Origin of the sequence: Cryobacterium zongtaii, assembly GCF_002909375.1 — a bacterium.
Taxonomy (GTDB): Bacteria; Actinomycetota; Actinomycetes; order Actinomycetales; family Microbacteriaceae; genus Cryobacterium; species Cryobacterium zongtaii.
In genome coordinates, this window is sequence record NZ_PPXD01000013.1 from 31,716 (window position 1) to 49,408 (window position 17,693).

Genomic DNA, 17,693 nt, shown 5'->3' on the forward strand with positions numbered 1-17,693 from the left:
GAGCAGTATACGACCGGTCAAATATGTATAGTTGACCAGTCGTCTAGTTTCGGCATATCGAGGGGATGAATATGAATGATCAACCAAGCATCGAAGTGGCCGTGGCATATCACAGCGGCTATGGGCACACCGAGCGTCACGCGCAAGCAATCGTGGCGGGTGCGCGACAAAACCCGGGAAGCTCGGCCTCGTTGTTCAACGTCGCCGAACTCAATGACGCACTGTGGGCCGGCCTGTCGGCCGCAGACGCGATCATCTTCGGAGCACCTACCTACATGGGGAGCCAATCGGCTGTATTTCAGGCTTTCGCTGAAGCGAGCGCTTCTGTGTGGGTTGTTCAGGGTTGGAAGGACAAGGTAGCTGCTGGGTTCACCAACTCGGCTGGAGTCAACGGCGACAAGCTCAACACGTTGACGTCTCTGTCGCTGCTGGCGGCGCAACACGGCATGCACTGGGTTTCGCTGGGTCTTCCTCCCGGATGGTTGTACTCCTCGAATGGGAGTATCGACGATCTCAACCGCCTCGGCGGTTTCCTCGGAGCGATGGCGCAATCGCCCTCGGATGCGTCGTCGGCTATCGCTCCGCCCGAGGCCGATCTGCGAACCGCTGAGTATTTGGGGCGGCGAGTAGCTGAGGTTGCCACTCGGCTGCGTAGCCTGCCTGCCGCGGGGGTGCGCGAATGAACCGATTAAGCTCGCTGTTGAAGATTGCGCATCCGATCGTGCAGGGGCCCTTCGGTGGTGGGATTTCCCGTGTGAGCCTAGTTTCCGCGGTGTCGAATTCTGGTGGGCTGGGCTCGTTCGGTGCTCACATCCTTTCTCCGGGCGAGATTCGTGATGTGGTCGAAAGAATCCGCGCGCAGACTCTCGCACCCTTTTCGATCAATCTGTGGGTCCCGCAGCCGGGAGAGCAGGATCTTGTCGACCTAGCCCCACACATCAAGCGACTTGCACCACTTTATGCGCGCTTGGGAGTCGAATGGACGGGGACGGTCGAGGCTGCACCGAACTTCGATGAGCAGCTTGATTCGCTTCTCGATTCCTCGCCACCGAGCATCAGTTTCGTAATGGGGCTTCCGCCCGTATGGGCCGTCGAGCGAGCCAAAATCAAAGGAATCGTGCTGATTGGTACGGCGACCACAGTCGCAGAGGCCAGAGTCATTGAAGCGTCCGGGCTCGATGCCGTCATTGCGTCCGGCAGCGATGCGGGCGGCCATCGAGGTGCGTTCCTCAGCCCGGTAGAAGAGTCATTGGTCGGCACCTTTTCGCTCATCCCGCAGGTCGCAGACGCGGTTGACATCCCAGTGGTGGCTGCCGGAGGAGTAGCCGATCGGCGCGGCATTCTCGCGGCACACGCTCTCGGAGCAGATGGGGTGCAGATCGGCACCGGCTTCCTCGCCACGGCAGAGTCAGGAGCGAGCGACGTACACCGCAAAATGCTCGCAAGTTCAGATGCGGAAACCACCGTCTTGACTCGCCTCTTCTCCGGACGCCACGCTCGCGGCATCGTGAACTCCCTCATCAGAGAACTTTCAGCCGAAGAAGGCGCCGTTCCACCGTACCCGCTACAAAACGCGCTCATGCAGCCGCTGCGCAAGGCCGCGGCACAACTCGGCGAGAGCGACTACCTCAACCTGTGGGCAGGACAAGCCGCACCCCTCGCTGGCAGAATGTCGGCCGCGGAGTATATGGAGTCCCTCGTATGAACCCATGCTAACTCGCTAGAACGGCAGCTCCTCTGGTCCGCTCCATCGGAGGAGCTGCCATACGGCGCCTTTGCCTCGGCTTCGAATTAGGTGTTCTCGAGCTGCTGCGTCGTCCATATTTCTGGACCCACGTTGCGAGAACGCTCGTCCGTCGACCGCTGTCTCGTAACCCTTCTGTCTCAAACCCATTGGTTACGAGACTGGGGATCGCTCGTGGCTGTTAACGCCGACCGAAATCAGCTCGTGAGACGCGTCATATCCCTAGAGATATAAGACGTCTCACGGCCGTGATCTGCACCTCCTCACCATCGCCGCAATCTTGCGGACCGGCGGGTCTCGTAACTACGTCGCATAACCTCCTGCTTGAATAGCGGTACTCGCCGTTAGTTGTGAGACACCATAGGAGCACCGTGACGAAGTTGATCGGCTACGCGCGCGTATCGACGCGCAAGCAATTCACCGATCGGCAAGAGATGGACCTTTTGGCCGCTGGTGTCCGACGTGATGACCTCTACGTCGACCACGGTGTTTCCGGCGCTCTGGCCTCGCGGCCGGCCTTCGACAGCGCGGTCGTCGCCCTCGAGGCGGGCGACACTCTCGTCATCACGACCCTGGACCGGCTTGGGCGATCGACACGGAACATGCTCGCCTTCGCCGAAGAGCTCCGAGGCCGCGGCACCGGCCTGCGCGTGCTGAACCTGGGCGGCGGCGATGTCGACACAGCGACGCCTATGGGTTCCATGCTGTTCACGATCATGGCTGCGCTCGGTCAGATGGAACACGAAATCAAACGAGAGCGCGTAGTCGACTCGATCGCCAAGCGCCGCGATGCCGGCAAGGATCTGGGCGGCCGCCCGCGGGTTATCACCGACAACCAGATCCGCAACGCCCGCCATCTCATAGAACGCGGTGATACAGCGGCCCAGGTCGCGCGCGATCTTGGAATGTCCAGAGCGACGTTCTACCGCCGTGCACGTGCCCTGGGGCTCCTGCCTAATCAATCCGCTGTGGACGACTCCCGAACAGCCGTCGACGCCAAATAGCGATCACAGAACGCCGCCAATGAGCGCCGAAAGTCACAGCCGGAGGGCGTCGCGGGCGGCGCTGCGCGCGTCGGGCGTCGGCTATTGGCTAGCGCCAGGCGGCCAGATCGTCGGCGAGGGTGTGACGCGATCGGGCGAGTAATCCGCGCATTGTCGACTCTGGAACGACGAGTTCGATCGCGATAACTGCGTAGCTGCAGCCGGAGACAAGCCTGAGCCAGGCCCGTTCTTGATTCAGGGGGAAGCTAGCCAACGCCAGAGACAGTGCGCCGTTTTGAAGTAGAAGCTGCCCTACGTCTAAGGGACTACTTTCGACTGTTGCCGGGGCGTCGAAGGGCAGCGTTCCCGGATCCCGTAGGGTCGTCCGCAGGCGGACAGGGGACACGGCACATCACGTACGCCTGTCCCTGGCCAGTCCAGCGACATAGACTGATTCTCCGTTCGAGAGGGAGAACCATGAAAATCAACGACGACGCTGATGGCGAATACACCGATTCCGAGGCAGCGGCCGGCACGCCGGAAATTGACGCCGACGAGTCGCAGGCAGAGGGCGAGTACACCGACAGCGATACTCCCAACGAGAACCCGCCGGCAACGGACACCACCTCACTCTGACCCCAGGGCGCGCTTTGCCGAGGGCAGCGCGTGCGCTGGGATCGAGACTACTTGAGGTCGCGCGGCGCGCGGTACGAGAACTGCCGGTCGCCGTCGGTGATCGATCGGATGATTCGGGCCGGAGAGCCCGCGACGACCACGTTGGCGGGGACGTTGGCCGTGACGATGCTTCCTGCGCCCACGATTGCGCCGGCGCCGATAGTGATGCCTGGAAGGATAATTGCGCCGGCGCCGATCCAGACATCGTCCTCGATGTGCACCGGGGCGGAGAACTGGGATCCGTCGCGGCGGAGTTCGGGATGCACCGGATGTCCCGTGGTGGTGATGGTTACGTTGGGGGCGAACATGACGCGGTCGCCGATATAGATGTCGACATCATCGACGAGTGTGAGATTGAAGTTGGCGTACACCGTGTGGCCGACGTGCACGTGGTTGCCGTAGGCGACACGGAGAGGTGGCTCGACCCACACGTTTTCGCCCATGCTGCCGAACAGTGCGTGCAAGATGCGTTGGCGTCCGCTTTCGTCTCGGGCCCGGGTTGCGTTGAAGTCGTCGGCAAGGTCCTTGCCGCGAAGTCGCTCTTCGGTCAGTGCTTCCAGGCCGGCGCCGGCGTCGGTGTAGAGCTGGTGCTGGTCCATCCGGTTGCGGACGTCGCGTTCGCGGGCATCCATCGTTTGGTCCTCGGTTACCTGGGCGGTTTCACTCATTGTTTGTCTCTCTCTTGTGGGTTGATATGGCAGGGATTGTCTCGTCGGGATTCGAAAGAAGGAAGCGATCAGAGTCGTGTTGGCATTCGAGGCATTCCGAAAACGTGTGTGTGGCCGTCGAGTCGAGTGACTGAGTCGTTCGTACGGGGAAGGCGACCGCGAAGACGATTACCACGACACCCGCGATCGGTACGAGCACGAGACCGAATCGAAGAGACGAAGCATCGGCAACGGCTCCGACTATGAGCGGGGATATGAGAAAGCCCACGCGTAGTAGCCAACTGACGAGAGTGAGGCCTGTGCCGGGGCGCAGTCCGGGCAATTCGTCGGCGGCGTGCATGGCGCCGGGAATCAATGTGGCGACGCCGAATCCTGCGAGCCCGAACCCCAGGATTGTGATGATCACGCTGGGGTAGGCCAGGGCGGTGCCCATACCGACGAACACCATGAACCCGCCCGCGCGGGCTACTGCGCGCTGACCGAATCGGTCGACCATGCGATCGCCGAGGAGGCGGCCGATGACCTGCGTGCTTTGGAGGGTGATGAAGCCGAGACCAGCTGCGAACGCGGTCGCGCCGAGGGTGCCTGAGAGATAGATGGCCGACCATGAAGACCCCGCCTCTTCAACGATCGCACCGCCGGCGGCAATGATGACAAAGGCGAGCAGAACCCCGTACCGCGCGAAAAAAGTGGCCCGCCGTCGCGCTGCAGGGAAGAGACTTTTCTCAACCTCCGCAGCCGACAAGCATTCGACGACGGCAACCGGGTCCGGCTCGGATCCCGGCAGGAGAAGGCGGGAAGAGGCTAACGCCGCGAGCCCGAGAACGATTGCTGCAATTACGATGTGCGATCCCAACGGAACGCCGAGGCTGGCGGCGGCGGCGCCGGTAAGGCCCCCGGCGACGGCACCGATCGACCACACGGCATGAAACGAATTGATGATGGATCGTCCGTAGAATCGCTGGACACGTAGTCCGTGCGAGTTGGCCGCGACGTCGGTGAGCGAGTCCATCGCCCCTGCGATGAAGAAAGCTAGTGCGAGCATCACCCATTCGGTGGCGAGGCCGGCCAGAACGAGCGCTGCTGCGGCCACAAGGGAAGACCCGATGGCCACTCTCGACGAACGGAACCGGCGGACCAGGATGCCGGCACTGAGCCCTGCGATGAGAGCGCCCAGCGGGTGTGCGGCGACGGCGGCCCCGATGAGCACGTTGCTCAGGTCAAGGTCACTCTTGATCTCGGGATAGCGCGGAAGAAGATTGGAGAGCAACGCACCGTTCACGACGAACAGCACTGCTACACCGGTGCGCGCGCGCCTGGCCTCACGTGCCGGGCGGAGCCTTGGGCCGCCTGGATTCGAAATGTTCACAAACCTCGTCCTCAATTGAGTGCCGTGAACGTTCACGGGAACGTTCACGGCGAGGCTAGCAGTACGGTTGGTCCATGGCAAATAAGGGCTCACCCGTCACCATCCTGGATGTGGCTCGCGTCGCCGGCGTCTCTCGCCAGACTGTCACCCGAGCCCTCAACGGCCTTCCCGATATCAGCGCCACCACGCGCGAACGAGTCATCGCAGCCGCCCGCGAGTTGAACTACCGCCCTAATCGCGCCGCCCAAAGCCTGGTGCGTGGACGGGAGGTGACGATCGGGTTGGTCGTGGAGGACCTTCGCAACCCGTTCTATTCCGAGCTTGCGTCGGCGCTTAGCCGCATCGCATCCGAGCGCGACTGGAGCGTCATCCTGTCAGACATCGGGGATGACGTGGAGAGAGCTCGATCGCGGCTCGAGTCCTTGGTGGACCGCGTAGACGCGCTTGTGTTGACCGGCTGCCGCACGGATACAGTCGACATGCTCCCCGACGATGCGATCCGCGGAAAAGCTCACGGTGTCCCGCTCGTCATGCTCGACGGATCCGCAGACGATCGGGTCGATGCGTATGTGGAGATCGACTACGCCGCCGGCGTCGACGCGGCTCTTGATCACCTGACAGCCCTCGGGCGTCGGCAGATTGCCATGATCGATTCCAGCCACATCGCCTCGGCCCGGAAAGACTCGTACCGCAGATACCTCAGCCAACACGGACTCTCGTGGACTGAGAGTTCCGAATTCCGAAACGACGAAACCCACGAAGGCGGTGCCCGTGCGGCTCGTGAACTCATGGACAACTATCCGGGCGCAGATGCCGTGCTCGTTTACAACGACGTGATGGCCATCGGAGCGCTGAAGGAGTTCGCACGATCCGGGATCTCCGTACCCGGCGACATCGCCGTGATCGGGACTGACGGGTTGGCGGTCGGCGCCCTCGTCACCCCTGAGCTCACAAGTCTCGCGATCGATAAAACCGAACTTGCTCAGCACGCCATCGATCTTGTCGACATCATTCTCTTCGGCCGCGCACCCGCTGGCAAGAAAGAAAGTCGAAGCACTGCCCTCACACTTATTGTTCGCGATTCCGCCTGAGGCGACTGCGGGGCGACGGCGTTCACGGCGGTTGGCTTAAGCTGCGCCCAACCAAGAAACCATCGCGTGTAGTGAAGAAGGGATGAATATCTACGCGTTGGTCTTGCTTCAAACCTCCGGTGGTCGGCCCTAACAAGGGAATGTTCAATCGGCCTCTTCTGGGCCTGCGAGGTCTCCGGCAGCGGGGGGACTTTCACGCCAGCATTCTCTCTTTGGTTTTTCATAGGAACGGCATAGCCGACGCATAGCCAGTGTCCATAGCGTGATTGTCATGAGGAAGATCGACGAGACCACAACCACTGCTGTTGGGCAGCCCTTGCGGAAGAGAGCGACCTGGATGATAGCCATGGTGTTGGCCAGTGGCATCGCCCTGGCAGGCTGCGCAACCACCACGACCGATTCCACCACCAGCTCTTCGTCCAGCAGCTCCAGCTCCAGTGCGCTCACGGACGCCGCAACGGTGTCGACGACCGACGCGACTACTACCAAGGACACGATTGCCGCCGCGGCAGCCGCGGCCGAGGCGTTTCTGGCCACTCTCACGGATGAGCAGCGCGAGACCGTGGTGTACGACTACGACGACGAAACCAAGACCACATCCTGGTCGAACTTCCCCGTCACCTTCGTCGAACGTGCCGGCCTGAACCTCACCGACCTCACCACCGAGCAGCAGGCCGCCGCACTGGCTGTGCTCGAGTCGCTGCTGAGCGAGGAAGCCTACGCCACGGTCACGGGCATCATGGGCGGCGACGAGTACCTGGCCGAGAACAGCTCGAGCACCGAAAGTTCGCTCGGCCAGTACTACATCGCGTTCTTCGGAGACCCGTCCGCCACCAGCGCTTTCGAGGTGCAGTTCGGCGGTCACCACCTCGGCATCAATGCCACGCTCGACGGCGCCACCGACGCCATCACTTTCGCACCGACGCACCTGGGTATCCAGCCGGCCGTCTACACGGCTGCCGACGGCACCGAGGTCCAGCCCTTCGTCGGGATCTACACCGACGCCTTCGCGTTCTTCGACAGCCTCACGGCCGAGCAGCAGGCGACCTTGACCTCGGGCGAGGTGAGCACGTGCGCTCCGGGCGACACCTGCGAGTTCTCCTCCGGCTCCGGGCTCACCGGTGCCGATCTCACCGACGAGCAGAAGCAGCTTCTCCTGGACGTGATCGCCAATTGGGCTGGCATGGCCGATGAGGAAACCACCGCCGCGGCACTGGCCGAAATCGAAGCAACCCTAGACAAGACCGTCATCGCCTGGTCGGGCGAGACGACGTACGACATGAGTACCGGCGACGGCATCTCGTTCTCGATCTCCGGCGCGAACGTGTACGTCTCCTTCCAGGCCCAGCAGGGCTCCGCCGGCGCCGACGTGGACGGCGTCACCACGTCCGGTTGGGGACACGTGCACACCATCTACCGCGACCCGACCAACGACTACGCCAACAGCGCCACCCAGCAGGCCGCTACCGGGGGAATGGGCGGCGGTACCCCTCCGGACGCAGGCAGCGCGCCCACCAACTAACCCCGATGTATCAGGCGCGGTTGACCCGGCTTCTACCGAAGCCGGGTCAACCGCCTCTAGAAGGTGTCACCATGCTCAACGCGCGGCGCGGCCCACCTCTCAATTTCTGTGACCAGAAACGGACCAGATACCTTCCCGCGTGACCAGAATGAGCCCGTATCAGTCCGTGCCGGCGCGTACACTAGACCCATGAAAACCGCGGAAATCCGCGGGATTCCGCCCCAGTTGCGGGGGAGCGGCGCGACCGAGATAGCTATCATTTGTTCTTGGTTCGAGTCCAGGTACCCCAGCAATAACAGGCGTAGGATTTCGCGGCGAAACATTCCATCGCCCCTCCTCCCAACTAGGCCTATTTCAGCCTCTGTGACCAGAAACGGCCCAATAACCCCCTCCAAGGGATGCTGTGGTGTCGTACGGTACGGGCTGATACGGACCTCTCCTGAACCAGTCGGGCTGCCCACGGCTTCGTGCGCGCACCTTCTGGGTATGAACGCGATGACTCAGATCACTTCGACGTTTCTCACCCCGCAGGAGCTTGCGGAGATACTCCGACTGCCTGAGCGAACGCTGGAAGACTGGCGCCTGACTCACGCCGGGCCGCCGTACCTTGAAGCTCGGTCGGCACGTGCGGTACGCCATTCAGGACGTGCTCGCCTAGTGCCCAGCTCGCCGGCGGGTATCTGTGGCCTAACTATGGCGATGCTCCTTGGCCCGGGGCCGCATACGAATGCGTCGGTGAGCTGCTTTGTCTGGGTGTTCCTGGGTGCCTCATAACCAGAATGAGTAATCACCGTTCACCCAGGGGGTCTGCGATGTAGAGGCATCTCGACCTCAGAAGCGCGCGGCATCACTGCGGTGAATCTGGCTAGCCTCAATGGATCAGACGCGGCGTCGCGGGTCACCGGGACCACCCCTCGTGCCCTTGTGTGCCTCCTCGATAATCCGGACGTTATCCACAACGGCACTTTCGGTCATGAGCAGATTGAGCGAAGTGACGAACAGGCGGGCGATTTCTTCTCGGCTCACGTCAGGGCCGGGCACGTCGACACGGAACCCCTGGGCCTGAAGACCGCCCTCGTTCGAGAAGATGATCTCTGCGTCGAAAACGGCACGATATTCGGTCATCTGGCAACATTAACGAGATCCCGTCGACGAACACGCTGCACCGTGGTGCCAACTCGGCGATCACGCGACGCAACAGATCACCATCGCGCGCATGAAGCCATCATTTGATCAGTCTTCGACTGGGTGGGCGAGACGCTTCGCAATACATGAGTCAAAGACGCTGACTACCCGTTCTGAGCTAGCGCCGGTAGCAAGGTCGATGCGCCAAATAGCGATCACAGAACGCCGCCACACAGCGCCGAAAGTCACACCTTGCCGTCGGCGCCTCATGACCAATAACGAGTGCGGATTACCAACTAGGAGGTGATGCGCCGCAGTCACGAGATTTGCCGCGCATCGCGATCCCTGATGAATCGGCGTAGCAGACGTCACGAAGGGTGCTGAAGTGTCTTGCCAGGTCCCCGTCGAGACGGGCTTTCGGCTCTCCTTAGGGAACGGTTCCCTCTCAGGGAGCAGTCGCTTGCGGCGGCTCAGTTCGCGACGGTCCGCGTGGCCTCGGCGCGCACAGCCACGGCATGCGCGAGGCGTTCGCGGATGCTGCTCTCGACGTGGTCGAATGCCAGCGCGCTCGCCCGGTCGCCATCGCGATCGCGGACGGCTTCGTAGAGTGCGACGTGCTCATCAGCGATGTGCTTCAGGTCATCATGCTGCACGAGGGACCAGCGAAGGCGGCTCCGGATGGTGCCCATCAGGTCACTCAGCAACTGGTTGTCAGCGAGTTGCACGGCGATCTCGTGGAAGTCGGCGGCCGCGCGTCGCGATACCAGAATGTTGTCTACGCGTGCGCTTTCCTGTTCGTTTTCCAGGGCAACCCGCAATAGTTCAAGCCCGTCGCGTCGGTGGCGTTCCGCGGCAAGGCGGAACGCCATCGGGTCGAGCACTTGCCTGACCTCGTCGAGGTCCGCGAGATCAGCGGCGGTGAATTCGCGCACGATGGCCCAGGTACGCGGACGCAGTTCGACTAGGCCTTCGCCGTCGAGCATCTTTAGTGCGTCGCGCACCGGCACTCGGCTGACGCCGAACTCAGCGGCAAGATCCCGCTCGATGAGCTTGCTGCCCGGGTCGCGGACGCCATCGAGGATAGCGTCACGCAACCAGGTCGCGACTCGACTGGATTCCAGTTCGCGTTCGTCTACTCGGCTCACAAGGCCATCCTCGCATAATGGCCGCAAGCGACCGGTCAGGCCTTCTTCTTCTGCGGCTTCTCCACCCAGCGGATGCCCTCATCGAACGTCGGTAGGATCTCGGTGCCGATCCTGCGGGCGAGCAAGTCGTCCAGGCGGTCGAGCGGACCGATCAGGGTGCGGCCGCCAGCACGAGCCACGCGAATCGCGGCATCGATCTTGGGCTGCATGGAGCCCTCGGCGAACGTCATCGCGGCGATAGCATCCACCGAGGCAGTGTGGATGTCACGCTGCTCGGGAGTGCCCCAGTTCTCGCTTACGTAGTCGCCATCGGTGAGCATGATCAGAGTGTCAGCGCCGATGTCGGCAGCGAGGGCGGCGCTGGCGAGGTCCTTGTCGACCACTGCCTGGACGCCGACGTGGCGGCCCTTTGAGTCCGTGCGCACTGGCACGCCGCCACCGCCGACGCAGACCGCGAGAGTGCCGGCCTCGAGCAGGCGGCGAATCAGCGGTGCTTGCACGATAGCGACCGGGTTGGGCGATGGCACGACGCGGCGGTACGCGTTGCCGTCCTTCGCGATGGTCCAGCGGTACTCAGCAGCGGCCTCAGCGGCGTCGTGCGAGGAGTACTGAGGTCCGATGAGCTTGGTCGGACGGTCGAAGGCCGGGTCGGCTTCATCGACGGTGGTGGTGGTGATGATGGCGGCCACCTCACGCTCGCCGTTGAGGGCGTTCGAGAGCTCCTGCTGCACGACGTAGCCGATCATGCCCTGCGTCTCCGCGCCAAGGATATCGAGCGGATAGGCCGCGACATCCTGGTACGCGAGGTTCTGCAGCGCGAGCAGACCGACCTGCGGCCCGTTCCCGTGCGTGATCACCATCTCGTTTTCACGCGCGAGGGAAGCCAGCGCGATACAGGCTGAGCGCACGTTCGCCCTCAGGAACTCGGCGGTCATCGGTTCGCCACGACGTGCGAGGGCGTTGCCTCCCAGTGCCACTACAACGCGCATGTTTTCTCCCTTGTGAAAAGTTTTCTGGTAGGCCAGATCAACAAATGGTATTCCATTACTCTAAATGGTATACCTAAGAACAAGACAATTCACAGCATCTGCCGCACGGGCACCACCTGGGCACGCGGATGCAACAGAGAGACGACGATGACACCTGTCGCACCCATCGCCACGCTGCGCGCGGCCACCTGGGAGGACGCACTTGAGGAGACCCTCTCCAGCGCCACCCATGACGGGTTCGGTGGCGATCTCATCGTGCACTCCGTGCACGACCACGTCGTTAACGTCCAGTGTTTCGGTGGGCTCATCGCCCTGGCCCACGACCGGCTGGATGACGCCCCCTGGACCATTCGCATCCCCGCCTCCGGCTGGCCGACCTTGCGCGCGCAGGCCGGCGACCGCGTCGAGGTCGAAGGCGTGCCGGGCGACGGCCACGCGCTCGTCGTGCACTCCGTTGCCGGATCCGTGCGCATCATGCTGAACGCGGCGGACCGCTGGACTCCCGTCGTAGATGCGCGCACGCCATCCACCACCGCACTCCGCGCCGCACGCACCGCGCTGGATGCGTTCACCTCCCCCGCTGCGATCACTCCGTTCGGTGCCGCCAGCGCACAAGCTCTCGACGCAGGAGTCGAGCGGCTGCGCGCCGCCGCGATGGCGCTGCTGCACGGTGCGGCTACAGCTGAGTCGGTCACAGCGTTGATCGCCGAACCGATCGCACAGCCCGTCACCGAGGCGGCCCGCCGTTTGCTCGGCCTCGGCGAGGGTCTCACTCCCTCCGGAGACGACATCCTCACCGGGCTCGCGTTCCTCGCCGCACACCCCGGGTTCGGTCTCACCGCGATTCTCGAACCGGTGACCGCGGCCGTGCACGACGGAGATGACAGCACAACGCTGCTGAGCCTCGTGACCCTCCGTGCCGCCCTTACCGGGCGCGCACGCCGTCGCCTGCACGATCTCGTCACCGCCCTCATCGTCGGCGACAACCCGCGGATCGTCACGATGGCCACTGAGACTGCCGCGATCGGTCACACCTCTGGGTGCGACATCCTCACCGGCATCCGGCTGGCACTCGACCTCGCCGAGACCGCGCGCACCCGCGCACCCATACCCACCGCGACACCCCAGATCGCACCACCCCAAGGAGAATTTTCATGAGCACTGCTCCCAGCCCCGACGAGCGCTACCTCGACAGCGCCGCATCCGGCGACCTCGAAGGTGTCAAGGCCGCTCTGGCCGACGGCGCCGACATTAATGCCGTCGACCGCGAGGAGGCTACCGCGATCCTTCGCGCGGCTCGCGGCCGGCACCTCGACGTCGTGCGCTGGCTGATCGCTGAGGGTCTCGACATCGACGCCCAGGACCAGACCTGCTTCAACGCCTTTCTGCACGGATGCATTTTCAACGATCTCGAGATCGTGAAGATCATGGTCGAGGCGGGCACCGACCTCAAACGCCTCACCCGCATGGGCGGAAACGGCCTCACCCCGGCGGCCGAAAAGGGCCACCTCGAGATTGTGCGCTACCTGCTAGAGAACACGCGCATCAACGTCAACCTCACCAACAACCTCGGCTGGACCGCGCTTGTCGAGACGATCATCCTCGGCGACGGCGGCCCGGTGCGTCAGCAGACCGTCGAGCTTCTGCTCGCCCATGGTGCGAAGCCCGGCATGACCGACGAGTGGGGCGTCTCCCCGGTGGAGCTCGCGCGCAAGCGCGGCTTCGACGAGATCGTCGCCATCCTCGAACGCCACCAGGCCTAAAAATTCTCTCCCCGAAAGGACAACAATGACCAGGCACATCGAAATCAGAAAGAACTCCTACCTCGATTCCGTCTCGCTCATGTCAATGAGCACGAAGGCGAACGCCGTCGACGGTGTCACCCTGGCTCTGCTGGGCATGGCGACGCCGATGAACAAGGAGGTGCTCCTCAACGTCGGCGTCTCCGACCCCGCGGTCGACGCGGCGAAGCCCAGTGATCTGATGGTCGTCATCGACGCAACGGATGACACGATCGGCGCGGCCATCGAGGCCGTCAACGACATCCTCGCCCGTAAGAACAAGGGATCGGGCGACGCGGCCGAGGTGCGCTATCGCACCCTCGACGGCGCGTTCAGCGAGGTCGCCGACACGAACCTCGTGATCATCTCGGTCAACGGTGCCTTCGCCGCACGCGAAGCGCGCAAGGCGCTGAACGCCGGCAAGCACGTCATGATCTTCTCCGACAACGTGTCGGTCGAGGATGAGCTTGCACTGAAGACACTCGCCCACGAGAAAGGTCTGCTCGTGATGGGCCCGGACTGCGGAACGGCCATCATCAACGGAGTCGGCCTCGCCTTTGCTAACGCCGTGCGCCGCGGAAACATCGGCATCGTCGGCGCCTCGGGCACCGGTAGCCAGGAGCTCTCCGTGCGTATCCACGACTTCGGTGGCGGTGTGTCCCAGTTGCTCGGCACCGGTGGTCGCGACCTGTCCGCCGAAATCGGTGGCATCTCGATGATTGACAGCATCCGCGCCCTGGACGCCGACCCCGAGACCGCGGTCATCGTCATCGTCTCGAAGCCACCCGCAGAGGAGGTCGCCGACAAGGTGCTCGCCGTCGCCGGTGCCGCCTCGAAGCCGGTCATCGTGAACTTCCTCGGCTCACAGCGCACTGAGAGCGGATACGCCAACGTGACGATGACCTCTGGCACCAAGCCGGCCGCCGTCGCCGCGGTACTCGCTGCCGGCATCGACAAGTCGACCCTCGACCTGCACGCCCTGAACATCCCGCTGATCGAAGAGGTGCGGGCCAAGCTCGTGCCCGAGCAGAAGTACATCCGCGGCCTGTTCTGCGGTGGAACGCTCTGCGACGAGTCGATGTTCGCCGCGCTCGACAAATACGACAACGTCTACTCCAACATCCAGAAGGACCCGCAGTACAAAATCGGTGCCACCGATCCGTCGCGCGAACACACGTTCCTCGATATGGGTGACGACGACTTCACCAACGGTCGTCCGCACCCGATGATCGACCCGACGATGCGTCTCCAGCGCCTCGCCCAGGAGGCGAACGACCCCGAGGTCGGCGTCATCGCCATGGACTTCATCGTGGGCTTCGGCTCGCATGACGACCCGGTCGGTGTGACCATCCCGGCCATCACCGAAGCAAAGGCCAAGGCCGCCGCGCGCGGCCAGCACCTGGAGATCCTCGGCTACGTCCTCGGCACCGATCTGGACACCCCGGCCGTCGCCGACCAGATCGCGATGCTGGAAGCCGCCGGTGTGACCATCTCCTCCTCCTCCACCAACCTCGGGCTCCTCGCCCGTGAATTCGTCGCGAAGGGTGACAACTGATGAGCATCAACGATCTGTTCCACAACGGCCTGAAGCCGGTGAACCTCGGACTCGACATGTTCGCCGACGACCTCAAAGCACAGGGCGTAGACCCCGTGCTGATGGAGTGGACCCCGCCGGGTGGCGGAGACCCCGAGGTCATTGCGGCGCTCAGTCGCCTCGAAGACCCGGCCAACGCCTCGAAGATCGATGCGGCCAACCAGGTCGCGCTCGATCGAATCCTCTCTGCCCAGCCGTTCCTCGAGGGCTTCGGTCAGGCGATTGACACCGTGCCCGGGATGACGGCGAAAACGATCCTGCACGCCGGCCCGCCCATCGAGTTCCCCCGCATGTCGGGTCCGATGAAGGGCGCCGTGACCGGTGCGCTCGTCTTCGAGGGTCTCGCAAAGAATGTCGACGAGGCGTTCGAGCTCGCAGCATCCGGTGAGATCACCTTCTCGCCCTGCCACGAACACCAGTCCGTCGGTTCGATGGCCGGTGTCACGAGCGCGAGCATGTGGGTACACCAGGTCACCAACCGTACCCACGGCAACACCGCGTACACGAACCTGTCCGAGCAGCTCTCAAAGATTTTGCGCTTCGGGGCTAACGACCAGTCGGTCATCGACCGCCTGAACTGGATGCGCGACGTCCTCGGCCCGGTGCTCGCTGGCGCCATGGCGCTGAACACGGACGGCATCGACCTGCGGCTCATGCTCTCACAGGCGCTGCACATGGGTGATGAGGCGCACAACCGCAACGTCGCTGGGACCACCCTGCTCATCCAAGCGCTCGCGCCCTACATCCTGGAGTCGGACTTCACCACCAAGGATAAGCGCGAAGTGTTCGACTTCGTCGCCTCCTCCGACTACTTCTCCGGCCCGACCTGGATGGTCGCGGCGAAGGCCTCGATGGATGCCGCGAACGGGGTCGAGAACTCCACCGTGGTCACGACAATGGCCCGTAACGGTGTCGACTTCGGCATCCGCGTGTCCGGCACCGGCAACCAGTGGTTCACCGGCCCAGCCCAGCAGGTTGTCGGGCCCATGTTCGCCGGCTACACGGAGGCCGACTCCGGCCTCGACATGGGCGACTCGGCCATCACCGAGACGTTCGGCATCGGCGGCTTCGCGATGGCGGCGGCCCCCGCAATCGTCGCCCTCGTCGGCGGCACCGTGGCTGACGCGATGAACTACTCGCGCACCATGAACGCGATCACGACGGGCAACAACCCGAATATCACGATCCCCGCGCTCGACTTCATGGGCGTGCCCAGCGGCATCGATGTGCGAAAGGTGATGGAGACAGGCATCCTGCCGATCATCAACACGGCGATCGCACACAAGGATCCTGGCATCGGGATGATTGGTGCCGGCATCACGCATCCGCCGGTCGAGGCATTCCAGCAGGCGCTGCGCGCCCTCGCGGACGGCATCGCAATCTAACCACCGTGGCGCCGGCAGAGCCGGCCACGAGCTGAATCATTTACCGTCGCGCCCGGGAAGACGCACCGCTTTCCGGGCGCGACGAACACCACCCCACTGTCGGTGCTCAGAGAAAGCGCACACCATGTCCGAGACCATTGTTCGAGATCTAATCGATCCCGGCGAAGCTGCGATCAACCGTTACCGCGCCAGCGGCTACGTTGAGGACGTCCTCCCGATTCGACCGAAGGATCGCTCCTGGAAGACCCCACAGTTCATCACTGTGTGGATGGGTCCGATTCACAACATCCTGTCGTATTTCACGGTGATGACCTTTTTCGCGCTGGGTCTGAACGCCTGGCAGGTGGTCGGTGCGATCATGACCGCCGCCGTGATCGTGTCGATCGGCTATGTGCTCAACGGCCAGGCAGCCGCGAAGTATGGCGTGCCGTTCGCTATGCAGCTGCGTGAGGCCTTCGGACACAAGGGCGCTCTGGTGCCGACGTGGATCCGCGGCATCATTGCCGGGTTCGTTTTCTTCGGCATCACCACCGTTTCCTCGGCTCAAGCCTTCAATGTCGTCTTCGAGACGATCTTCCCCGGCTTCATGAATATCGGAGACGGCGCCGACATTCTGGGCCTTCCGATCCCGACCGCCATCTCGTACGTGGTCACCTGGGTACTCACCGTCGGCCTATTCCTGGGCGGGCAGGTCTTCCTCGGCAAGTTCAGCACCTGGGCGAACCCCGGTGTATACATCCTCATCGTGATCGCCGTCATCATTGCCGCGTCCAACGCGGGCGGCTTCGGCGAGGTCATGTCGATTCGCCCGGTTGACAGCCTGGTGACCCCGCTCGTGTTCATCACCTGCGTGTCCATGCTGGTGTCGAACTGGGCTGGGCCGATCGTGAACACCGGCGACTACACACGCAATGCCACGGCGATGAAGCACCCGGCGATCGGCTTCCCGGTCGGTGTGATCGGGTCGTACATCCTGTTCGCTCTGGTCACCGTCTCGTTCGTGGCTTCGCTGCAGGTGGCTACCGGCGGGGACTTCGACATCAACCGACCGGGAGTCTTCGTCGAGGCGATCGACTCGATCGGTAATCCGTTCGTCATCGTGCTGCTCATCATCGCTATGAACATCGGCGCAGTCGTATTCGGGGTGTTCGGTAACATGCTGCCGGCGGGCCTGCAGCTGGCAGCCCAGCTGCCGAAGCTGTTCACGGTCAAGAGCGGGGCGATCCTCGCGGCTCTTATCGGCACGGTCATTCTGCCCTGGCAGTTCGTCGAGAACACCGACATGCTGTTCCTGTTCTACTCGTTCATCGGCTCGATGTTCGGTCCGATTCTGGGCATCATGCTCGCGTCGTACTTTGTGGAGCGCGGTCGCACACAGGATCTGAACGGCATCTATGCCGACTACCGCGGTGGCGAGAAAGGCTCCCTTCCGGCCTACAACTGGCCGGCGATGACTGTGCTGATCCTGAGCTTCGTGGTCACGATGGCCGGCCGAATCCCGGGTCTCTCGTCGATCGAATTCTTCGCACAGGTCAACAACCTGGCCTTCTTCTCGGGGCTGATCATCGGTTTCGTCGGCTACACGATCACCATTTTCGTCAACCGCCGTCGCGTCTGACGGC

Annotated in this window: 17 protein-coding genes; 11 read left to right on the top strand and 6 right to left on the bottom strand. The window is 63.2% G+C overall.

The genetic code is table 11. From position 1 onward, the window contains the following. Window positions 1-71 precede the first annotated feature (71 nt). From C3B61_RS09875 to C3B61_RS19680, 4 genes are all read left to right on the top strand, one after another. Complete coding sequence (locus C3B61_RS09875; protein ID WP_103460497.1) at window positions 72-683, top strand: flavodoxin family protein; 612 nt, start codon at window positions 72-74, stop codon at window positions 681-683. Then, window positions 680-1,705 (top strand): NAD(P)H-dependent flavin oxidoreductase, encoded by a 1,026-nt coding sequence (locus C3B61_RS09880; RefSeq protein ID WP_103460463.1) that lies wholly within the window; start codon window positions 680-682, stop codon window positions 1,703-1,705. The genes C3B61_RS09875 and C3B61_RS09880 overlap by 4 nt, the downstream gene beginning before the upstream one ends. A 410-nt stretch (window positions 1,706-2,115) precedes the next feature. Continuing rightward, on the top strand, window positions 2,116-2,748 hold the full coding sequence (locus C3B61_RS09885; protein ID WP_103460464.1) for a recombinase family protein: 633 nt from the start codon (window positions 2,116-2,118) through the stop codon (window positions 2,746-2,748). A 456-nt stretch (window positions 2,749-3,204) separates the two neighbouring features. Then, the gene (locus C3B61_RS19680; protein ID WP_165791145.1) at window positions 3,205-3,363 is read left to right on the top strand and encodes a hypothetical protein; all 159 of its coding nucleotides are present in this window, start codon (window positions 3,205-3,207) and stop codon (window positions 3,361-3,363) included. 47 nt (window positions 3,364-3,410) lie between these two features. Here C3B61_RS19680 and C3B61_RS09890 read toward each other — a convergent pair whose 3' ends face one another. Both C3B61_RS09890 and C3B61_RS09895 read right to left on the bottom strand, forming a co-directional pair. Beyond that, complete coding sequence (locus C3B61_RS09890; RefSeq protein WP_244285905.1) at window positions 3,411-4,070, bottom strand: sugar O-acetyltransferase; 660 nt, start codon at window positions 4,068-4,070, stop codon at window positions 3,411-3,413. Further along, entirely contained in the window at window positions 4,063-5,487 is a 1,425-nt protein-coding gene (locus C3B61_RS09895; RefSeq protein ID WP_341866766.1) for an MFS transporter, read from the bottom strand. The genes C3B61_RS09890 and C3B61_RS09895 overlap by 8 nt, the downstream gene beginning before the upstream one ends. Window positions 5,488-5,513: 26 nt before the next feature. Here C3B61_RS09895 and C3B61_RS09900 point away from each other — a divergent pair, with 26 nt between their 5' ends. Further along, window positions 5,514-6,530, top strand: coding sequence for a LacI family DNA-binding transcriptional regulator (locus C3B61_RS09900; RefSeq protein ID WP_103460466.1), 1,017 nt, complete (start codon window positions 5,514-5,516; stop codon window positions 6,528-6,530). Window positions 6,531-6,674: 144 nt separating this feature from the next. Here C3B61_RS09900 and C3B61_RS20050 read toward each other — a convergent pair whose 3' ends face one another. After that, a complete protein-coding gene (locus C3B61_RS20050) occupies window positions 6,675-6,977 on the bottom strand; it encodes a hypothetical protein (RefSeq protein ID WP_165791144.1) in 303 nt (100 codons plus the stop codon). Window positions 6,978-6,990: 13 nt separating this feature from the next. Between C3B61_RS20050 and C3B61_RS09905 the strand changes: the two genes are divergently transcribed. Continuing rightward, complete coding sequence (locus C3B61_RS09905; RefSeq protein ID WP_244285906.1) at window positions 6,991-8,052, top strand: DUF3500 domain-containing protein; 1,062 nt, start codon at window positions 6,991-6,993, stop codon at window positions 8,050-8,052. A gap of 879 nt (window positions 8,053-8,931) precedes the next feature. Here C3B61_RS09905 and C3B61_RS09920 read toward each other — a convergent pair. From C3B61_RS09920 to C3B61_RS09930, 3 genes are all read right to left on the bottom strand, one after another. Beyond that, a complete protein-coding gene (locus C3B61_RS09920) occupies window positions 8,932-9,177 on the bottom strand; it encodes a hypothetical protein (RefSeq protein WP_103460469.1) in 246 nt (81 codons plus the stop codon). A gap of 470 nt (window positions 9,178-9,647) precedes the next feature. Beyond that, entirely contained in the window at window positions 9,648-10,322 is a 675-nt protein-coding gene (locus C3B61_RS09925) for a GntR family transcriptional regulator (protein ID WP_103460470.1), read from the bottom strand. A 35-nt stretch (window positions 10,323-10,357) separates the two neighbouring features. Continuing rightward, window positions 10,358-11,311 carry a carbamate kinase gene (locus C3B61_RS09930; RefSeq protein ID WP_103430507.1) on the bottom strand — a complete coding sequence of 318 codons (954 nt, stop codon included), beginning with the start codon at window positions 11,309-11,311 and terminating at the stop codon, window positions 10,358-10,360. A 147-nt stretch (window positions 11,312-11,458) separates the two neighbouring features. Here C3B61_RS09930 and C3B61_RS09935 point away from each other — a divergent pair, with 147 nt between their 5' ends. From C3B61_RS09935 to C3B61_RS09955, 5 genes are all read left to right on the top strand, one after another. Continuing rightward, window positions 11,459-12,469: an oxamate carbamoyltransferase subunit AllH family protein gene (locus C3B61_RS09935; protein ID WP_103460471.1), complete on the top strand. Its 1,011-nt coding sequence runs from the start codon at window positions 11,459-11,461 to the stop codon at window positions 12,467-12,469. After that, window positions 12,466-13,074, top strand: a complete 609-nt coding sequence (locus C3B61_RS09940; RefSeq protein WP_103430509.1) for an ankyrin repeat domain-containing protein — start codon at window positions 12,466-12,468, stop codon at window positions 13,072-13,074. Before C3B61_RS09935 ends, C3B61_RS09940 begins: the two co-directional genes overlap by 4 nt. Before the next feature lie 25 nt (window positions 13,075-13,099). Next, complete coding sequence (fdrA, locus tag C3B61_RS09945) at window positions 13,100-14,647, top strand: acyl-CoA synthetase FdrA (protein ID WP_103460472.1); 1,548 nt, start codon at window positions 13,100-13,102, stop codon at window positions 14,645-14,647. Further along, complete coding sequence (locus tag C3B61_RS09950; RefSeq protein WP_243399077.1) at window positions 14,647-16,071, top strand: YlbE family protein; 1,425 nt, start codon at window positions 14,647-14,649, stop codon at window positions 16,069-16,071. Before fdrA ends, C3B61_RS09950 begins: the two co-directional genes overlap by 1 nt. A 124-nt stretch (window positions 16,072-16,195) precedes the next feature. Continuing rightward, window positions 16,196-17,689, top strand: a complete 1,494-nt coding sequence (locus tag C3B61_RS09955; RefSeq protein ID WP_103460473.1) for a cytosine permease — start codon at window positions 16,196-16,198, stop codon at window positions 17,687-17,689. Window positions 17,690-17,693 lie beyond the last annotated feature (4 nt).

Coding starts and splice junctions, on each gene's coding strand:
- C3B61_RS09900 (WP_103460466.1), top strand. CDS start 5,514: ATGGCAAATAAGGGCTCACCCGTCACCATCCTGGATGTGGCTCGCGTC.
- C3B61_RS09930 (WP_103430507.1), bottom strand. CDS start 11,311: ATGCGCGTTGTAGTGGCACTGGGAGGCAACGCCCTCGCACGTCGTGGC.
- C3B61_RS09955 (WP_103460473.1), top strand. CDS start 16,196: ATGTCCGAGACCATTGTTCGAGATCTAATCGATCCCGGCGAAGCTGCG.
- C3B61_RS09940 (WP_103430509.1), top strand. CDS start 12,466: ATGAGCACTGCTCCCAGCCCCGACGAGCGCTACCTCGACAGCGCCGCA.
- C3B61_RS09875 (WP_103460497.1), top strand. CDS start 72: ATGAATGATCAACCAAGCATCGAAGTGGCCGTGGCATATCACAGCGGC.
- C3B61_RS09935 (WP_103460471.1), top strand. CDS start 11,459: ATGACACCTGTCGCACCCATCGCCACGCTGCGCGCGGCCACCTGGGAG.
- C3B61_RS09920 (WP_103460469.1), bottom strand. CDS start 9,177: ATGACCGAATATCGTGCCGTTTTCGACGCAGAGATCATCTTCTCGAAC.
- C3B61_RS09890 (WP_244285905.1), bottom strand. CDS start 4,070: ATGAGTGAAACCGCCCAGGTAACCGAGGACCAAACGATGGATGCCCGC.
- fdrA (WP_103460472.1), top strand. CDS start 13,100: ATGACCAGGCACATCGAAATCAGAAAGAACTCCTACCTCGATTCCGTC.
- C3B61_RS09880 (WP_103460463.1), top strand. CDS start 680: ATGAACCGATTAAGCTCGCTGTTGAAGATTGCGCATCCGATCGTGCAG.
- C3B61_RS19680 (WP_165791145.1), top strand. CDS start 3,205: ATGAAAATCAACGACGACGCTGATGGCGAATACACCGATTCCGAGGCA.
- C3B61_RS09950 (WP_243399077.1), top strand. CDS start 14,647: ATGAGCATCAACGATCTGTTCCACAACGGCCTGAAGCCGGTGAACCTC.